General features: G+C 41.2%; 2 protein-coding genes. Both read right to left on the bottom strand.

Annotation, left to right across the window (positions count from 1 at the left end; genetic code table 11):
• Positions 1-1,679, bottom strand: a 1,679-nt coding sequence (locus J8L97_RS22430; RefSeq protein ID WP_247688788.1) for a condensation domain-containing protein, incomplete at its 3' end; no start/stop codon positions are given.
• A gap of 297 nt (positions 1,680-1,976) precedes the next feature.
• The coding region (locus J8L97_RS22435) for a non-ribosomal peptide synthetase (protein WP_211052923.1) at positions 1,977-3,693 on the bottom strand (1,717 nt) is incomplete at its 5' end.

The raw sequence follows: 3,693 nt of genomic DNA on the forward strand, positions 1-3,693 counted from the left end.
TATGTCAATTGCTCCGCACCAGATACCACCGCTATTGCTTGTGAATTCGCCGCTGCTTGACGCTCAAATAACTCATGTAACAACACATTTTGTTCATACGCCCTGTCTGTGTCATTTAACGTTTCTGTTAAATACTGCTGCTCTATATCACTGAGCATCATCAGTTGTGATAAAGGCAAGTCTTGGGGCTGCTGTAACAAGCTAGTCAATACTCGATTAAAATGACTATCAAACAGCTCTATCGTCTGGGCATGAAATAGATCAGTATCATAAACCCAAGTCACGGAACATTGATTATCAATCATAGACACGCCTATGTCTAAGTCATACTTAGTCGATGTAACTTGTTTTGAAATAGCGTCAAACTGAACACCTTGTAACGCCAATTGAGGTGATGAGTTCGGGCTCTCTTGAAACATACTCAACATAACTTGAAAGATAGGCGTATGTTGTAAGCTCCGTTCCACTTGGCAATGTTCGACTATTTGTTCAAATGGTAAATCTTGGTGACTTTGTGCGGCCAAATTAGTGTCGCGAATATGGTGTAAAAACTCCAAGACTGACCCATGCTCCATCGATGATTTTAAAATTAATGTGTTAACAAAAAAACCGATAAGTGGCGATAATGCACAATCCTGACGATTTGCTACAGGCGTCCCTATGATAAACTCTCTTTGGTTACTATGGCGACATAGCACTATACTTAAAGCCGCATGAAATACCATAAATGGTGTCATTCCTTGGCTTTTAGCAAATTCGATAATTGCAGACGCTGAATATGAACTCGTTACTTTGGCTCCATGATTCCCTTTACTACTAGGTCTGGGCTTATCTAAAGGTAAGCCATGTAATAAAGGCGCATCTGCAAGTTGCTTTTGCCAATAATTCAACTCATTTGCTAAACGACTTTCAGTTAACCAATCTTGTTGCCACTGAGCAAAATCAACATATTGAATCTCAAGTGGTATACTCCTCGAAGGCTGACCTGTCATAAGCGCCGTATATTCAGCAATAAACTCCCGTATGAGAATATTCATTGACCAGCCATCTGAGGCAATATGATGCATATTGAACAACAATACACCTTGATCAACTGCTGATGTGACAATAAAACTTGCTCTTAACATCAAATCATTACTTAAATCAAAGTTCGCCCTTGCATCGTGAGTTATGAGCGTATCAAGCTGAGAGTCCTGCGTTGTACTATCAATACCGGTAAGGTCTATGCGTTTAACTTGAAACACAAAATCTGAATTTACCTGTTGACGTGGCTCTCCCTCAATTTCAACATAGGTTGTTCGCAAGATTTGATGTCGCCAAATGAGGCGTTCAATCGCTTTTTCAGCAATATCTATCGAAAAACTGCCAGACACTTTAATTGCTTTTGGAATGTTATATTGCGCGCTTTGTCCTTCAAAACGATCGATAAACCAAAGTCGTTGCTGTGCATAAGATAACGGGAACAATCCATCATAAGAAGCAAGCGCCGTAATTTGGGGCTTAGACTCAGCATCTACTTGATCTAAAAACTGAATAACCGCTTGTTTATGCTTTAGTATTCTTTGTTTGATCTCATCAGGAAAAGACGTAACCGAGAGCTTATATTTTAATTGTCCACCTTCAGTGTAAAGATAAACACCCGAAGACGTCGCTTCTGCAACTAACTGACTGATACTCATAACTAACTTTCCCTATAGGTTTTTATTCTTATTATTGAGCATCAAATTAAGGCCTGTCTTACGCACGTGTGACTGCGCTGGCAAACTAGACAACCTCCACTACATGATCCTTCCCACACCAACTTAAGTAATTACTCGGTAAGTTTAAAAACCAAGCCCTTAAGTTAACAGATGTTAACCATTGAACATTTTTGATACTGCAATGTCAATGAAAAGCGACCAACATTTAACATTTATATTTACACAATAAATAAAATGGCAGTTAACATTATGTGTTAACTGCTTAAACAAACCGCCTTACAGTGTCCCCTCTTCGACAATATCTGTTCTATTGACTTGCTCTTTGAGGGTCCGAATTGTCAGTAGTTGCATCACCTTCTCTCCTAAAGAAGCGATATCAGGATTAGCTATCAATTCGGCCAAAGTGAGTTCTAACTGCCAATGCTGATTAATTTCAGCTAACAAACGGACCAACAACAACGAATGCCCTCCAAGCTCCATAAAATGATCATAAACACCAATTTGCTCACTAGGGATGCTCAGTAACGTCTGCCAAATCTGGACCAGCACTGTCTCAACTTCATTACGAGGTAGCACCTTTTTTTCGTCAATATCCATCGCTACCTTAGCTAATGCAGATTTATCCACCTTGCCACTGGGCTGTAAAGGCCACTCCTGCATGAATATAATACTCGATGGCACCATAAATATGGGTAAGCTTGCGCGTAATTGCCGCTTCACCTGCTCGGTAAACGCTGACGGCTGTGCTACTGCTTCCTTAGCCTCAATATAAGCAATCATGCGTGTATGACCCTGACTATCTTGGTCTACATTAACCACGGCCTTATGAATGTTCTCTAATAATGTGATCTGGCGCTCGACTTCAAGTGGCTCAACCCGATGACCACGTATTTTTATTTGTTCATCGGCTCTACTTAAATACTCAAGATCACCATTAGCAAGGTAACGTACTAGATCCCCTGTACGATAAAGGCGTTTACCTAATGCGATATTTGGTACATTTACAAACCGATCTGCTGTCAAACTTGGGCGATTAACATAACCACAAGCGACACCTTGACCAGCGACATATAATTCACCGGCAACACCTAAAGGGCAAAGTTGTTGGTCACTATTAAGAACATAAAGCGCAGTATTTGGCAAAGGTCTACCTATCGTAATTGCCTCGTTAACATTGATCTGGGAGATACTCGCACATATTGTTACTTCGGTTGGTCCATAAAGGTTAAAAACAGGATAGTGATTAGCCCAGCGCCAGCCAAGTTCTTCACTACATGCTTCACCACACGCCCCCAATACTTTAAAACTATAACGTTCATGGTAGGGTAAGTAGGCGATATAAGATGGGGTTAGACACGTATGTGTGATCTGATTATCCTCAAGATATTGCGCCATTGTTTGTGGTTGTAACTTAACACCATCACTGCAAATATAGAGGCTCGCCCCTTGTGTTAATGCCCATATCCACTCAAATACAGACGCATCAAAGCAAGGTACAGAGAACTGTAACACTCGAGCATTAGGGCCTGATGGCAAGCGTTCGGCCAATGCAAATGCTAAATTTACAGCGCCCTGATGCTGAATTGCCACACCTTTAGGTTTACCTGTGGTTCCCGATGTATAAATGATGTAGGCATTACTAGAGGGCTCAGGCAATTGCTGCGTATCTATTTTAACCGGTTGTATATTATCCGCTTTCTTTGCCTCGCACATACACAGAGTGCTCAACGTAAACGACTGCAAATCAGCTTCTAATGCTTCCTCAGTCAAAATACAAGTTGCACCTGAATCTTCAAGCATATATTCAGTTCTAGATTTCGGGTAGTTCGGGTCTAAAGGCAGATATGTACCACCGGCTTTTAAAATAGCCAGTATGGCAACCATCATTTGTGCTGTTCGCTCAACATAAAGCGCGACAATATCTCCAGGCATAAAATCAGAGTGTGCGAGTAAATAATCGCGAACCTGGTTGGCCTGCTGATTAAGCGCACCA

The sequence above is a fragment of the Pseudoalteromonas sp. MMG012 genome, from assembly GCF_018100875.1.
Taxonomy (GTDB): Bacteria; Pseudomonadota; Gammaproteobacteria; order Enterobacterales; family Alteromonadaceae; genus Pseudoalteromonas; species Pseudoalteromonas aurantia.